This window comes from Amycolatopsis sp. NPDC054798 (assembly GCF_053611505.1).
Map to the genome: position 1 here is coordinate 37,355 of NZ_JBSHAM010000048.1, position 13,406 is coordinate 50,760.

A 13,406-nucleotide genomic window follows, 5' to 3' on the forward strand; every position below is an offset into this window, starting at 1 on the left:
CCCGCAGTCTTGCGCCCATGACGCGGCTGCGCACACGAACCTGGGTGGTCAACGGAGTCCTTGTCGTGCTGCTCGGCGGCGCGGGTTTCGGGATTTACCAGGCCTTTTCGCCCGCTAGCTCCACCGCGCAGGCACAGACCCGGACGACACCGGTCCGTCGCGCGAACGTCTCGCAGACCGTTTCGGCGGCGGGCACGATCGCGAGCACGTACACCGGCACCGCGAACTTCACGACGTCCGGCAAGGTCACGAGCATCGACGTGAAGGTCGGCGACGTCGTGAGCGCCGGGCAGAAGCTGGCCACGATCGACTCTTCCCAGGCGAGCAAACAGCTTCAGGTCGCCAAGGCCAACCTCGCGGTCGCCGAAGACAACCTCACGACGGCTGAGGACAACCCGCCGGCGAACCAGACCTCGGCTCAGGCACAGAGCAGCACCGCGTCGCTGCAGGCCAAAGTGGATCAAGCGCAGCTGGACGTCGACAACGCGCAAGCGGCGCTCACGGCGACGACGTTGACCGCGCCGGGGGCGGGAACGGTCACCGCGATCAACGGGACGGTCGGGCAGCAAACCGGCAGCGGAGCCAGTTCCGGCACCAGTTCGGCGGGCGCGTCTTCGTCCGGTTCCGGGTCCGGCGGCCAGTCCGGGCAACAGTCGTCGTCCAGCGCCAGCAGTAACAACAGCAGCAGTGGCTTCATCGTCATCACTGACCTGAGCAACCTCGTCGTCAACACCTCGGTGGCGGAAATTGACGTGAGCAAGGTGAAAACCGGTCAGAAAGCCACGGTAACGTTGAACGCGACGCCCGATCAACCGTTGTCGGCGACCGTTTCCAGCATCGACCTCACGCCGACCACGAGCAGCAATGTCGTTAGTTACGGCGCGAAACTGGCGTTGTCGAATCCGCCGTCGGGGCTGCGGCCCGGACAGTCGGCGAGCGTCGTGATCACTGTTGCGGAAGCCGATGGCGTCCTTAGTGTTCCGGCCGCAGCGGTGCGGACCAGCGGGACGACGAACGTAGTCACGGTGGAGCAGAACGGGCAGCCGGTGTCACGGCAGGTTGAGGTCGGGGTGCGCGGAGAGTCCACTGTGGAGATCAAGTCCGGGCTCGAAGAGGGCGACAGCGTGGTGCTGACGGCCGCGTCGCCGACGACGTCGAGTGGTTCGGGGCAGCAGCGCACCGGCGGTACTGGCGGCACTGGTGGTCTCGGCGGATTCGGTGGCGGACGTCAGGGCGGCATCGGCGGCGGGGGCCGGGGATGAAGCCGGTGATCGCAGTTTCCGGACTGCGCAAGACTTATGGCAGCGGGGAAACCGCGGTGCACGCGCTGCGCGGGGTCGATCTGCAGGTGCGGCAGGGCGAGTACGTGGCGATCATGGGCGCTTCCGGATCTGGAAAGTCGACCCTGCTGAACATGCTCGGCTGCCTCGACACGCCTACCTCGGGCCGGTACCTGCTGGACGGATTCTCGGTCGCCGACCTCAACGAACGACAGCTTGCCTTGCTGCGCAACCGAAAGATCGGTTTCATCTTCCAGTCGTTCAATCTCGTTCCGCGCACCAGTGCGTTGTCCAATGTGGAATTGCCGATGGTCTACAGCGGACTCAAGCGGGGCGACCGGCGACGCCGGGCGCTCGCCGCGCTGGAGATGGTCGGCCTGACCGACCGGGCCAAGCATCTGCCGAACGAACTGTCCGGCGGACAGCAGCAGCGCGTCGCGGTGGCACGGGCGCTCGTCGGCGGCCCGGCGTTGCTGCTCGCCGACGAACCGACCGGAAACCTCGACCACGCAAGCACTGTCGACGTCCTAGGGGTCTTCGACCGGCTCAACGCGCTCGGTCGCACAGTCGTGGTGATTACCCACGAGGATGAGGTCGCGCGCCACGCACACCGCGTCGTCCGGGTCAGCGACGGACGGATCGTGTCGGACGAGGTTCGCGCCGGGGTGGGCGCGTGAACTTCGTCGAGATCATGCGGTTCGCGGTGCGCGGCCTCGCCTCGAACAAACTGCGTTCGGTCCTCACCACGCTCGGCATCACCATCGGCGTCGCGTCGGTGATCTTGTTGGTAGCAGTGGGAAACGGTGCTTCGGCGGCGATCACCGCGAGCATCCAGGGGCTGGGCACCGACGTGGTCAACGTGTCGCCGGTCCGCGGCGGCGGGCAGAGCAGCCAGGTCCGGCCGCTCACCGTGCAGGACGCGCATGCGCTGGTCGATCCGGTGGGCGCGCCGGACGTCAAGGCGGCGGCCCCGGTGGTGAACACCAGCGCGACCGCGACGTACGGACAGACTTCCTACGACATGTCGAGCGTGGTCGGCACCGAACCCAGCTACTTCACCACCACGAATCGTCAGATCGCCGACGGCCAGCTGTTCAGCGCCGAGGACGTGACGCAGGCGCGCAAGGTCGTGGTGCTGGGGCCGACGACAGCGCAGTCGATCTTCGGCACGGATGAACCGGTTGGGAAGAACGTGCTGGTCAACAGCATCCAGTTCACCGTGATCGGCGTGCTGCAGACTAAGGGCAGCACTGGGCTGCAGAACGCGGACGACGTCGCGATCGCCCCGATCAGCGCGGTGCAGAACTCGCTCGCCGGCTACGGCGGACTGAACCAGATCGCCGTGCAGGCGACCTCGGCTGACTCGATCGGGCTGGCGCAGGCTGAGGTCACCGCGATCCTCGACGCCCGGCACGGCATTTCGGCGTCGGCCAATCCGGACTTCCAGATCCAGAATTCCGCGCAGCTGTTGCAGACCCGCACGTCGGCGATCCAGACGTTCACCGTGCTGCTCGGCGCGGTCGCCGCGATCTCGTTGCTGGTCGGCGGGATCGGCGTCACGAACATCATGCTCGTCACGGTCACCGAGCGGATCCGCGAGATCGGCATCCGCAAGGCGATCGGCGCGCCGCGTTCGGCGATCCTCGGCCAGTTTCTCGCCGAGGCGACCATGCTGAGCCTGTTCGGCGGACTGCTCGGCGTGCTGATCGGGGTGGTCGGGAGCCGATTCAGCATCGCGGGCATCCAGCCGGTCGTGGTGCCGTCGTCGATCGCGCTCGCGTTCGCGGTTTCCGCACTGATCGGCCTTTTCTTCGGCAGTTTCCCGGCGAACCGGGCTTCGCGGCTGCGGCCGATCGACGCCCTCCGGCACGAGTAGGAGCGACATGTCCTCGTCGACCACCCAGCCGATCCCGACCCCGCCGGAGGAACCCGCCGCCCGGTCCCCGGAAGATCTCATCGCCGAACCCGCCGTCCAGGGCGATCTCACCGCTGAGCTGAAGCAGGTCGCGCGGCCGTTCGGCAAGCTGACGCTCGTGCTCGCCGGATTGCTCGTGCTGGCGCTTGCCTTCGCTGGCGGCGCGTGGACGCACGCCGCGTTCGGCCCGTCGAGCGGTGCTTCCGGTGCCCGTCCCGCGACCCCTGCTGGACAACCGGGCGCTGGCGGGCGAGCGGCAGGCGGTCGCGGCACGGTCGGCACCGTGGAGAAGGTCGACGGCAGTACGGTCACGGTGAAGACCATGCAGGGCAGTGAAGTAACAGTGTCCACTTCGGACAGCACGACGGTCGGCGTGACCCAGCCGGGCAAGCTCAGCGACCTCAAACCAGGGCAGACGGTGACGGTTCAGGGGCGCACCGGATCGGACGGTTCGGTGACCGCGCAGGCGATCGTGGCGCAGCCGGGCCGCTAGGGCACGTCGTTGAGCGCGATGATCGCGACGTTCAGCGCGGTCGTGTAGAGCAGCCACGCCAGATACGGCACGAGCAGCAGCGCGGCGACGCGGGAGCGGCGGTAGAAGAGCGCGATCGTCACGATCACGGTGAAATCGAGCAGCACGATGTCCACGCACGCGACCTGCGTCGAACCGCCCGCGAAGAACAGCGAGATCCACATCAGGTTGAACAGCAGGCCGATGCCGTACGCGGCGAAACCCTGGTTCTCGCCGTCAGTGCGCCAATAACTCCAGCCGGAAAAGGCGAGCACGACGTACAGGACTGTCCACACCGGACTGAACAGGGACGAGGGCGGGGCCCACTCCGGCAGCACGTACCGGTTGTAGGCGTCCGGCGCGGTCGTCGCGGCCAGCGCGCCCACCAGCGCGATGACGCCGACCAGCCCGAAGAACACCGCGAGCATCAGCCACGGATTCCGGTGATGTGTGGGCGCCGTCACGTTTCCTCCATGGCTGGCCCCGTCCATGTGCGCCCATCTTAGGAGCGGTCGGGCCGGTGCGCCGGGTGGCAAACGGGTGGCAGCTTGGGCGCCGCCGACACCCGGATGGAGGATTTGCAAGACTGGGACGGTGAGCACTGGCACCGAGCAGTCCAAAGCATGGTTCGCACGCGCCAAGGCGGCCGTTCCGGGCGGGGTGAACTCGCCGGTGCGCGCCTTCAACTCGGTCGGCGGCACGCCGCGGTTCATGGTCCGCGGCGAGGGCCCGTATCTGTGGGACGCCGACGGCAACCGCTACGTCGACCTCGTCTCCTCGTGGGGCCCGATGATTCTCGGGCACGCGCACCCGAAGGTGGTGGCCGCCGCTCGCGCGGCCGCGGAGCACGGGCTTTCCTTCGGCACGCCGACCATCGGCGAGGTCGAACTGGCCGAGGAGATCATCGGCCGGGTCGGCCCGGTCGAGCAGGTCCGCTTGGTCAACTCCGGCACCGAAGCCACGATGAGCGCCATCCGGCTGGCTCGCGGATTCACCGGCCGCGCCAAGATCGTGAAGTTCGCCGGTTGTTACCACGGCCATGTCGACGCGCTGCTCGCCGAAGCCGGCTCCGGCGTCGCGACGCTCGGCCTGCCGACTTCGCCGGGTGTCACCGGCGCGCAGGCCGCGGACACGATTGTGTTGCCGTACAACGATCTTGACGCGCTGCGGAGGTCTTTCGCGGAGAACGAGGGCCAGATCGCCGCGGTGATCACCGAAGCGGCCGCGGGCAACATGGGTGCGGTGCCGCCGGACCCCGGCTTCAACGCCGCGCTGCGTGACCTCGCGCACGAAAACGGCGCGCTGCTGATCATGGACGAGGTGATGACCGGCTTCCGCGTTTCGCGCGCTGGCTGGTTCGGCCTCGAAGGTGTCGCGGGCGACGTCTACACGTTCGGCAAAGTCATGTCCGGCGGCCTGCCCGCGGCGGCGTTCGGCGGTCGCGCGGACATCATGGCGAAGCTCGCGCCCGGCGGTCCCGTCTATCAGGCTGGCACGCTGTCCGGGAACCCGGTCGCGGTCGCCGCCGGTCTCACCGCGCTGCGCGAAGCCGACGACGCTGTGTACGCGAAGCTCGACGCCAACGCGAAGCGTCTCGGCGGCCTTTTCGAGAAGGCACTGAGCGAAGCGGGCGTCACGCACACTGTGCAGTTCGCGGGCAACCTGGTGAGCGTCTTCTTCACCGACAAGCCTGTACGCAACTACGCGGACGCGCAGGCCACCGAGACGTGGCGCTTCCCGGCGTTCTTCCACGCGCTGCTCGAAGCAGGCGTGTACCCGCCGCCGAGCGCGTACGAAGCGTGGTTCGTGAACGCAGCGATGGACGACGAAGCGTTCGCCGTCATCGAAGCCGCGCTGCCGGCGGCGGCGCGCGCGGCGGCTGAGGCGGTTCGCCCGTGACCACCGTCGTCCACATGCTGCGGCATGGCGAGGTCCACAACCCGGAGAAGATCCTCTACGGGCGGCTGCCGAACTTCCGGCTGTCGGAGCGCGGACAGCGGCAGGCGCTCACCGTCGCCGAGGCCGTGGCCGGACACGACCTGGCGTACGTCGTCGCTTCGCCGCTTCAGCGTGCGCAGGAAACCGCAGCACCCATCGCGGGCGCGCACCGGCTCGACATCGCCACTGACGACGGTCTCATCGAAGCCGCGAACGTCTTCGAGGGTCAGCGCGTGGCAGTAGGCGACGGCGCGCTGCGACAGCCGAAAGCGTGGCCGCACCTGGTGAATCCGTTCAAGCCGTCGTGGGGCGAGCCGTACGTCGAGATCGCGCACCGCATGCTCGGCGCGGTCCACCGTGCGCGCGTAAAGGCCGAAGGCCGCGAAGCGCTGTGCGTTTCGCACCAGCTGCCGATCTGGACGCTTCGCCGGTTCCTCGAAGCGAAGCGGCTGTGGCACGACCCGAGGCAGCGGCAGTGCTCGCTCGCGTCGCTCACCAGCCTGGTGTTCGACGGCGAGCAGCTGCTGGAGATCGTCTACAGCGAACCCGCGGGCACGACCGACCCCAAGGTGACCGGCGCATGAAACGGCGGCTGCTCGGGGTGCTGCTGGCCGCCGCGCTGGCCGTGACGGGCTGCTCGACCGGCAAGGACGCGGTCGTCTCGGGCGGCACCTTCACCTTCGTCTCGCCCGGCGGCAAGGTCGACATCACCTACCCGGTCAACGAGCGGCAGAAGGCCCCGGCGCTGGCCGGCGACGACCTGATGCACGAGGGCAAACAGCTCTCCATCGAGGACTTCCCCGGCAAGGCGCTGGTGATCAACCTGTGGGGCCAGTGGTGCGGCCCGTGCCGCGCCGAAGCGCCCGAGCTGGAGACCGCGAGCAAGCAGATCGCCCCGCTCGGCGCCAAGGTCATCGGACTCGACGTGCGCGACCCGGCACGCGACGTGGCGCAGGACTTCGTGCGCGATCGCGGCCTGACGTACCCGTCGATCTGGGACCCGTCCGGGCGCGTGCTGCTGCAGCTGGCCGGGTATCCGCGCAACATCATCCCGTCGACGCTGGTGCTGGACAAACAGCACCGGGTGGCCGCGGTGTTCCTGCGGCAGGTGCTGGCGTCGGACCTGGTTCCGGTGGTGCAGCGGCTCAGCGCGGAGAAATAGCCTCGGCCCCGCCGGACCCCGCGCTTCGCTCTGCCCGCCTTGCTCCGCCTCGCCCGTCCCAGCTTCGCCCCAATGCCACATTGGGTGCGTGGGATGCACCGAATGTGGCGTTGGGTGCGTGGGACGCACCCAAAGTGGCATTGGGGCGGCACGACCGGCACAGGACCAAGGTCCCGGCCCCGCTGTGGCGTAGGTCCTGCGAGCGGGCCCCGCCCGCCTCACGTCCAGCTCACTGCCTACTCTCAAGTGCGTGAACTCCGTGTCCGAGCTGGCGCTCTCCGGGCCGCTGCTGCTCGCCGCGGGTGTCGCGCTGGTGGCCGGGGCCATCTCGTTCGCGTCGCCGTGCGTGGTGCCGCTCGTGCCCGGGTACCTCGCCTACCTCGCGGCTCTCGTCGGCGCAGACGCCCCGGCGGTGCGCGACGGCGAGGAGCGCAAGAAGGGCCGCTACGCCGTCCTCGGCGCGGCGGGGCTGTTCGTGCTCGGGTTCACCGTGGTGTTCGTCGCGACCATGGGCACGCTGGTCTGGCTCGCGAACTCCTTGCTGGTCAACCAGGATCTGCTGCAGCGCATCGGCGGCATCCTCACCATTCTCATGTCGCTGGTCTTCCTCGGCTGGATTCCCGGGCTGCAGCGCGAGGTCCGCTCGCACCGCGTGCCCGGCGGCGGCCTGTGGGGCGCGCCGGTGCTCGGCGCGGTGTTCGGGCTCGGCTGGACGCCGTGCATCGGGCCGACGCTCTCGGCCGTCACCAGTCTCGCCAGTGCTACTGGCGGGGCCGCGGTCCGCGGGTACGTGCTGGTGCTCGTTTACTGCCTCGGCCTCGGCGTCCCGTTCCTGCTGATCGCGCTCGGTGCCCGCTGGGCCGTGCGCGCCACCGACTGGCTCCGCCGCAACGGCCGCCGCGTGCAGATTTTCGGCGGGGCGCTGCTGATGGTGGTCGGCATCCTGCTGGTCACCGGGCTCTGGGGAGAAGTCATGGGCTGGCTCCGCAACTCCGTCGCCTCCGATCTCGAGCTGCCGTTGTGACCACTACCGAAGCGCCCCCGGAGAACCCGAAGCCGTACCGGCCGTCCGCGGCCAAGCAGTTCCTGGCTTTCCTGCGCAACACCTGGCGCGGCCTGACGTCCATGCGCACCGCGCTGGTGCTGCTGTTCCTGCTGGCGCTCGCCGCGCTGCCCGGCGCGCTGCTGCCGCAGCGGCGGCTGAACGCGCCGAAGGTCGACGAGTACATCAGCGCGCACGGCTGGTGGGGTTCGCTGCTCGACAAGCTGGAGTTCTACGACGTCTACTCCAGCGTCTGGTTTTCCGCGATCTACCTGCTGCTGATGATCTCGCTGGTCGGCTGCCTCACGCCGCGCAGCTTCGAGTACATCAAGCAGATGAGGGCGAAGCCGGTGCTGACGCCGCGCAATCTCTCGCGCATGCCGCACCACCGGATCGCCCGGACCGCGCGCACGCCGGAGACGATCCGCGAGGACGTGCGCAAGCAGCTGTCCGGCTGGCGGCGCGTGGAGCGCGAGGAGGACGGCGGCGGGTTCAGCGTCTCGGCCGAGCGCGGCTACCTGCGCGAGACCGGCAACCTGCTTTTCCACTTCGGCATGCTCGGCCTGATCATTTTCTTCGCCCTCGGCAAGCTCTACAGCTACGAGGGCCAGGTCATCGTGCAGGCCAACGGCGGCCAGTTCTGCAACTCGGGCATCTACAACTACGACTCGTTCGAGGCCGGACTGCGCGTCGACGGCACCGACCTCGACCCGTTCTGCGTGAAGGTCAACGACTTCACCGCCCGCTACACCGCCACCAACCAGGCCGACTACTACCACTCGCACATCGAGTACCAGTCCGGCGAGGACCTGCAGACCGGCGCGTGGAAGCCGTACGACCTCGAGGTCAACGAGCCGCTGCGGACCGTCGGCGACCGGGTTTACCTGCTGGGCAACGGCTATTCGCCGCAGTTCACGGTGACCTTCCCGAACGGCGAGAAGCGCACCCAGAACACCCAGTGGATGTTCAGCAACCCGGCGACGATGCTGTCCGAGGGCGCGACGAAGTTCGACCAGCCGGGCGTCACCGACGAGGTTCAGCGGCGCACCAAGCAGCTCGCGATCACCGGCCTGTTCGCGCCGTCGTCGTTCATCCACGGCGGCGTGCTCACCTCGACCGCGCCGCAGCTGAACAACCCGATGGTCGCGGTCGACGTGCTGCGCGGCGACCTCGGTCTCGACGCGGGCCGCGGCCAGTCGGTGTTCTCGGTCGACCAGTCCCGCGTCCAGGACGGCAGGCTCAAGCGGGTCGCCCGCAAGAACCTCGCGGTCGGCCAGGAACTGACGCTCGACGACGGCACCAAGGTCCGCTTCGACGGCGTCAACAAATGGGTCAACCTGCAGATCTCGCACGATCCGACGCAGGGCTACGTGCTCGGCTTCGCGATCGTGATGTTCGCCGGGCTCGGGGCATCGCTGCTGGTCAAGCGGCGTCGCGTGTGGGTGCGGGTGCGGCCGGGCAAGGACGAGGGCGCGAGTACCGTGATCGAGGTCGCGGGGCTCGCGCGCACGGATCAAGCCGGATACGGCGAGGAATTCCAGCGGATCAGCGAACGGCTGGTCACGGGCCGGAAGGGCAGCTGAGGCATGGAAATCAACGAGACTCTCTCGCAGTACAGCGACCTGCTGTACACGACGACAGTGGCGATTTACGTGCTGGCGCTGCTGTTCACGCTCTTCGAGCAGGCGTTCGGGGCCAAGGGCCGCCTCGCCGCGGAGCGCAGCCGCCAGCGCGTGCTGGTCGGCGCGGGCGGGCCGGACTCCGACGATTCCGCCGGCATCGAGGACGGCGACGCGCCGGCCGAGCCCGAAGCCCCGCGCGCGGTCGGCCGCGCCGAGCGGATCGGCCGGATGGGCGCGGCGCTGCTCGTGCTGGGCGCGCTGCTGCAGCTGTCGGCGATCGTGCTGCGCGGACTCGCGGTGCACCGCGCGCCGTGGGGCAACATGTACGAGTACGGCATGGCGGTCACCTTCATCACCGTCGTCGCCTGGCTCGTGGTGATCAAGAAGTTCCCGGTCCGGCACCTCACCGGCTTCCTGCTGCTGCCCGTCGTGATCCTGATGTTCGTCAACGGCACGATGCTGTACACGGTGGCCGCGCCGGTCGTGCCCGCGCTGCAGTCGTACTGGCTCGTGATCCACGTGTCCGCCGCGATCGTCGGCTCCGGCGTCTTCCTGGTGCCGGGCGTGGCGAGCGTGCTGTACCTCTTCCGCACCGCCCACGACCGCAACCCGGCCAAGTTCGCCGGTTTCGGCCCGAAGCTGCCCGCCGCCGACGTGCTCGACCGGATCGCCTACCGGGCCACGATCGTGGCTTTCCCGATCTTCACCTTCGGCGTGCTGTGCGGCGCGGTGTGGGCCGAGGCCGCGTGGGGCCGGTTCTGGGGCTGGGACCCGAAGGAGACCGTCGCGTTCATCGCGTGGGTCATCTACGCGGCCTATCTGCACTCCCGCGCCACCGCGGGCTGGCGCGGCACCCGCGCGGCGGTGATCAACATCGTCGGGTTCGCCGCGACGATCTTCAACCTGTTCTTCGTCAACCTGGTGACCGTCGGACTGCATTCCTACGCCGGAGTGAGCTGAGCCGGGGGTCCGCCACCCGGACCGGGCCCCGGGCGACTACCGTCGTCGTCAGGGGCCCTTCGACGTACCCGGGAGGTTGGCAACGGTGACCGGACCCAGTGAAGAGACTGCCGGCGAACAGCAGTCCGAGCAGGCCCAGGAACCGGCTGCCATGTTCTCCGAAGAACGCACCGATTCGACGCCGCACCCCGGCACCGGGCCGTACGACGCGCAGCCGACGCAGGTCGTCGACCCGCCGCCGCAGGGGGCGTACCAGCCGCTGCCGCAGCCGGGCGGCTACCAGCCGCACTACGACCAGAATCTGCCCCCGTTGCAGCCGCCCGCGCACCAGCCGCAGCACGCCGCGCCGGGCGGGTACCAGCAGCCGCCTGGCGCTCCTCCGGCTGGAACTCCGGTGCCTTCTCCCGGTGCCGTTCCCCTGCCGGGTGCTCCGGGCGCGGCTCAGGGTCTTCCGCAGCCAGCGTCCGGCGCGGACGAACTGGCCACCGCCCACCTGGTGAAACAGCAGAAACGGGCACCGCAGTCGGGCTGGCGCAAGGCGGTGTACCTGGGCAGCGGCAAGCTGATCAACCCGGGGGAGAGCCCCGCGGACACCCGGCGGCGCGAGCTGATCGCGCGGGTCAACCAGCCGCTGCGCGGGTGCTACAAGATCGCGATGCTGAGTCTCAAGGGTGGCGTCGGCAAAACCACGACCACGACCACGCTCGGCGCGACCTTCGCGTCGCTGCGCGGCGACCGCGTGGTGGCGGTGGACGCGAACCCGGACCGCGGGACTCTGTCGCAGAAGATCGCCATCGAAACCACCGCGACCGTGCGGCACCTGCTGCGGGACGCGGACAAGATCACCCGCTACAGCGACGTCCGGTCCTACACCTCGCAGGGGTCGAGCCGGCTGGAAATCCTGGCCAGCGAACAGGACCCGGCGGTGTCGGAGGCGTTCTCCGAGAACGACTACCGGCGCACGGTGAACCTGCTGGAACACTTCTACAACATCGTGCTCACCGACTGCGGCACCGGATTGATGCACTCAGCGATGAAGGGCGTCCTGGACGTCGCCGATTCGCTGGTGGTGGTCTCGTCCGGTTCAGTCGACGGGGCCCGCAGCGCCTCCGCGACGCTGGACTGGCTGGAGGCCCACGGCTACGGCGACCTGGTGAAACGCTCGGTCGTGGTAATCAACTCGGTGCGCCCGAAGGGCAGTTCAGTCGACCTGGACAAACTGGCCGCGCACTTCGGCGCGAAAGTCCGGTCGGTATGCCGAATCCCGTTCGACGCCCACCTGGAAGAAGGCGCGGAGATCGAACTGGAACGCCTAGGCGGAGACACCCGGCTAGCCCTACTGGAACTGGCCGCAACCGTGGCAGACGGCTTCAGCGGCCGGGTCTGATCACCGAAGCTAACTACCCCAGCAGTCTTTGATCGCCCCTCAGACTCCGCCACCCAAGACCCGAGATCGCGCTGGTTTCTGGACTGAGCGATTTCGACGGCCCCCCGGGCCGGCGAAATCGGGAGGGAAGAAACCAGCTTCCCGGCGATCTCGGCGCCCCGGCGAAGCCGGGGCAATCAAACAGAGTCGTCTGGGCGCTCGCGCTGCTGTTCAGCGAGTTTGCGCAGGAATTCGGGGTCGTCGTCGGGGGCGACGGCCGGGCGGCGCTGCGGGACGCTGATGCGTTGCGCACCGAGTGCTCGCCACAACAGAACGGCGATGGTGATCGCGCCCACCGCTGCCAGCAAAGGAATCATGCCCGGGTCCTTCCGTGTTGATGGCGCCGGCGCGATCTCGCAGCGTGGTCGTGCGGCATCGTTGTGGAGAACTTTACTTGACCTGGGCGCAACGCGGCGAAGGGTCGTGACCGGCAAGCGATGCGGGAGGCACCCCTTGCCAGTCACGACCCTTCGGCGTGTGCGTGACCCTCGGCTCAGATCTTGCGGGTCGGTTCGCTGGCGTCCGTGGTGAGTTCGGCCAGCAGGTCGTTCACCTCGGATTCGCGGAACCGGCGGTGTCCGCCCGGCGTCCGGATCGAGCCGATGCGACCCGCGGTGGCCCAGCGGGTCACGGTCTTCGGGTCCACCCGGAACAGAGCGGCCACCTCACCCGGGGTGAGCAACCGTCCGCCCATGGTTGCGGTCATTTTCCGCCTCCTTAACGCCCAACTTGCTAAACCGGGGGCATCGGGCGATTTCGCCCGTCGCGCCCGGGTGGCCAACGCGGCAATCGTGGCACTTCACCCGTCGGGTACTCGAACGGTTGTCCTTGGGTAAAGAGCCCTTAAAGTGCAAAAGGGACATAACTCAGCAGATTCTCAGGATCGCTCAGCGCCCGTTCGCGCCCCGCTGACCAGGCATTTTCTGACAGACCGCGCCGGGATCCGGGTAAAGGTTGGGCAAAGGCCGAGTCTGGGCGGCGGCGGGCGCTGAGGTTGCTGTGACGCAGGAGACAATCCGGGGCCTACCGGGATGAGCCGGTCGCGCGGGCGCGCCGCATAATGAGCCGGTGGATCAGCTGGACCGGAAGATCATCGCCGAGCTGCGGGCCAACGGCCGGGCTACCTACGCCGACCTCGGCCGGACGGTGGGGCTCTCCGCGTCGTCGGTGCACGAACGCGTCGGGAAGCTCGAAGCGGCGGGCGTGATCACCGGGTACCACGCGATGGTCGACCCGAACACGGTCGGCCTCGGCGTCACCGCACTGGTCGGCATCCATCCCACCGACACCGCCACCGACGAGGACGTCGCCGCTTCGCTCGGCGAACTGCCCGAGGTGGAGAGCTGTTACGCGGTCGCGGGCGACGAGGCCTTCGTGGTCAAGGTGCGGGTTTCGACGGTGGACGAGCTGGAGCTGACCCTCGGCAGGCTGCGCCGCATCCCCGGCGTCGGCCGCACCAATACGACAGTGGTGCTCTCCACCCGGTTCGAGGGCCGCCCCAACAACGCGGGCCTGGACGAAGACCCGGCAAGCGGGGCGTAGCCTGTTTC

The 13,406-nt window shown here is 68.7% G+C and carries 15 protein-coding genes; 12 read left to right on the forward strand and 3 right to left on the reverse strand.

Features of this window, described 5'->3' with window-relative positions:
* Positions 1–17: 17 nt before the first annotated feature.
* Genes ACWGIC_RS26800 through ACWGIC_RS26815 form a run of 4 tightly spaced genes read left to right on the forward strand, consistent with a single transcriptional unit; the run spans position 18 to position 3,688 of the window.
* Positions 18–1,262 carry an efflux RND transporter periplasmic adaptor subunit gene (locus tag ACWGIC_RS26800; RefSeq protein ID WP_452078678.1) on the forward strand — a complete coding sequence of 415 codons (1,245 nt, stop codon included), beginning with the start codon at positions 18–20 and terminating at the stop codon, positions 1,260–1,262.
* Positions 1,259–1,957, forward strand: coding sequence for an ABC transporter ATP-binding protein (locus tag ACWGIC_RS26805; protein WP_452078679.1), 699 nt, complete (start codon positions 1,259–1,261; stop codon positions 1,955–1,957). The genes ACWGIC_RS26800 and ACWGIC_RS26805 overlap by 4 nt, the downstream gene beginning before the upstream one ends.
* Positions 1,954–3,156, forward strand: coding sequence for an ABC transporter permease (locus ACWGIC_RS26810; protein ID WP_452078680.1), 1,203 nt, complete (start codon positions 1,954–1,956; stop codon positions 3,154–3,156). The genes ACWGIC_RS26805 and ACWGIC_RS26810 overlap by 4 nt, the downstream gene beginning before the upstream one ends.
* A 7-nt stretch (positions 3,157–3,163) precedes the next feature.
* The gene (locus ACWGIC_RS26815) at positions 3,164–3,688 is read left to right on the forward strand and encodes a DUF5666 domain-containing protein (protein ID WP_452078681.1); all 525 of its coding nucleotides are present in this window, start codon (positions 3,164–3,166) and stop codon (positions 3,686–3,688) included.
* Here the strand turns inward: ACWGIC_RS26815 and ACWGIC_RS26820 are convergent.
* Positions 3,685–4,170, reverse strand: coding sequence for a TspO/MBR family protein (locus ACWGIC_RS26820; RefSeq protein ID WP_452078682.1), 486 nt, complete (start codon positions 4,168–4,170; stop codon positions 3,685–3,687). The two genes, ACWGIC_RS26815 and ACWGIC_RS26820, sit on opposite strands and share 4 nt — an antisense overlap.
* A 130-nt stretch (positions 4,171–4,300) precedes the next feature.
* On the opposite strand from ACWGIC_RS26820, the gene hemL reads away from it, so the two are divergent.
* The 7 genes from hemL (at position 4,301) to ACWGIC_RS26855 (ending at position 11,817) form a co-directional block, all read left to right on the forward strand.
* Positions 4,301–5,605 carry a glutamate-1-semialdehyde 2,1-aminomutase gene (gene hemL / locus ACWGIC_RS26825; RefSeq protein WP_452078683.1) on the forward strand — a complete coding sequence of 435 codons (1,305 nt, stop codon included), beginning with the start codon at positions 4,301–4,303 and terminating at the stop codon, positions 5,603–5,605.
* The gene (locus tag ACWGIC_RS26830) at positions 5,602–6,228 is read left to right on the forward strand and encodes a histidine phosphatase family protein (RefSeq protein WP_452078684.1); all 627 of its coding nucleotides are present in this window, start codon (positions 5,602–5,604) and stop codon (positions 6,226–6,228) included. The genes hemL and ACWGIC_RS26830 overlap by 4 nt, the downstream gene beginning before the upstream one ends.
* On the forward strand, positions 6,225–6,806 hold the full coding sequence (locus ACWGIC_RS26835) for a TlpA family protein disulfide reductase (RefSeq protein ID WP_452078685.1): 582 nt from the start codon (positions 6,225–6,227) through the stop codon (positions 6,804–6,806). The genes ACWGIC_RS26830 and ACWGIC_RS26835 overlap by 4 nt, the downstream gene beginning before the upstream one ends.
* Before the next feature lie 250 nt (positions 6,807–7,056).
* Complete coding sequence (locus ACWGIC_RS26840) at positions 7,057–7,830, forward strand: cytochrome c biogenesis CcdA family protein (protein WP_452078686.1); 774 nt, start codon at positions 7,057–7,059, stop codon at positions 7,828–7,830.
* Positions 7,827–9,431, forward strand: a complete 1,605-nt coding sequence (gene resB / locus ACWGIC_RS26845) for a cytochrome c biogenesis protein ResB (protein ID WP_452078687.1) — start codon at positions 7,827–7,829, stop codon at positions 9,429–9,431. The genes ACWGIC_RS26840 and resB overlap by 4 nt, the downstream gene beginning before the upstream one ends.
* A gap of 3 nt (positions 9,432–9,434) precedes the next feature.
* Positions 9,435–10,430 carry a c-type cytochrome biogenesis protein CcsB gene (ccsB, locus tag ACWGIC_RS26850; protein ID WP_452078688.1) on the forward strand — a complete coding sequence of 332 codons (996 nt, stop codon included), beginning with the start codon at positions 9,435–9,437 and terminating at the stop codon, positions 10,428–10,430.
* Positions 10,431–10,515: 85 nt separating this feature from the next.
* Positions 10,516–11,817: a nucleotide-binding protein gene (locus ACWGIC_RS26855; protein WP_452078689.1), complete on the forward strand. Its 1,302-nt coding sequence runs from the start codon at positions 10,516–10,518 to the stop codon at positions 11,815–11,817.
* Between the two features lie 176 nt (positions 11,818–11,993).
* Here the strand turns inward: ACWGIC_RS26855 and ACWGIC_RS26860 are convergent, their stop codons facing one another.
* Together ACWGIC_RS26860 and ACWGIC_RS26865 are read right to left on the reverse strand one after the other, a co-directional pair.
* Entirely contained in the window at positions 11,994–12,173 is a 180-nt protein-coding gene (locus ACWGIC_RS26860) for a hypothetical protein (protein WP_452078690.1), read from the reverse strand.
* 176 nt (positions 12,174–12,349) lie between these two features.
* Complete coding sequence (locus ACWGIC_RS26865; protein WP_009072010.1) at positions 12,350–12,562, reverse strand: BldC family transcriptional regulator; 213 nt, start codon at positions 12,560–12,562, stop codon at positions 12,350–12,352.
* A gap of 362 nt (positions 12,563–12,924) precedes the next feature.
* Here ACWGIC_RS26865 and ACWGIC_RS26870 point away from each other — a divergent pair, with 362 nt between their 5' ends.
* The gene (locus ACWGIC_RS26870; protein ID WP_009072012.1) at positions 12,925–13,398 is read left to right on the forward strand and encodes an Lrp/AsnC family transcriptional regulator; all 474 of its coding nucleotides are present in this window, start codon (positions 12,925–12,927) and stop codon (positions 13,396–13,398) included.
* Positions 13,399–13,406: the final 8 nt, after the last annotated feature.

Coding starts and splice junctions, on each gene's coding strand:
- ACWGIC_RS26860 (WP_452078690.1), bottom strand. CDS start 12,173: ATGATTCCTTTGCTGGCAGCGGTGGGCGCGATCACCATCGCCGTTCTG.
- ACWGIC_RS26815 (WP_452078681.1), top strand. CDS start 3,164: ATGTCCTCGTCGACCACCCAGCCGATCCCGACCCCGCCGGAGGAACCC.
- ACWGIC_RS26835 (WP_452078685.1), top strand. CDS start 6,225: ATGAAACGGCGGCTGCTCGGGGTGCTGCTGGCCGCCGCGCTGGCCGTG.
- ccsB (WP_452078688.1), top strand. CDS start 9,435: ATGGAAATCAACGAGACTCTCTCGCAGTACAGCGACCTGCTGTACACG.
- ACWGIC_RS26865 (WP_009072010.1), bottom strand. CDS start 12,562: ATGACCGCAACCATGGGCGGACGGTTGCTCACCCCGGGTGAGGTGGCC.
- ACWGIC_RS26805 (WP_452078679.1), top strand. CDS start 1,259: ATGAAGCCGGTGATCGCAGTTTCCGGACTGCGCAAGACTTATGGCAGC.
- ACWGIC_RS26800 (WP_452078678.1), top strand. CDS start 18: ATGACGCGGCTGCGCACACGAACCTGGGTGGTCAACGGAGTCCTTGTC.